1 protein-coding gene is annotated in these 280 nt (G+C 55.4%); it reads right to left on the bottom strand.

What is annotated here, in order from left to right; all coding sequences use genetic code 11:
* Positions 1-280: ATP-binding cassette domain-containing protein (locus tag M977_RS24035; RefSeq protein ID WP_157092154.1), on the bottom strand; the 280-nt coding region annotated here is incomplete at both ends.

The following is a 280-nucleotide window of genomic DNA, read 5'->3' as shown; positions in this document are numbered from 1 at the left end:
CGCAATATTGGCGCGGATCGAACGGTTAAACAGATTGTTCTCCTGCTGGACTACGCCAATCTGGTGCCTTAATGAGGTGGTATTGATCACGGCCAGGTCATATCCGTCCAGCATCACACGGCCCCGGTCGGGGATATACAGGCGTTGTACCAGTTTGGTGAGCGTGCTTTTCCCGGAGCCGGAACGCCCTACAATGCCAATAATTTCGCCGGGTTTGATACTGAGGCTGACCTGACGCAACACTTCGGACGCATCCGGGCGATAACGGAAGGTGACCTGG

Origin of the sequence: Buttiauxella gaviniae ATCC 51604, assembly GCF_001654835.1 — a bacterium.
GTDB classification, from domain to species: Bacteria; Pseudomonadota; Gammaproteobacteria; order Enterobacterales; family Enterobacteriaceae; genus Buttiauxella; species Buttiauxella gaviniae.
This window is presented reverse-complemented; position numbering and strand designations above follow the sequence as displayed.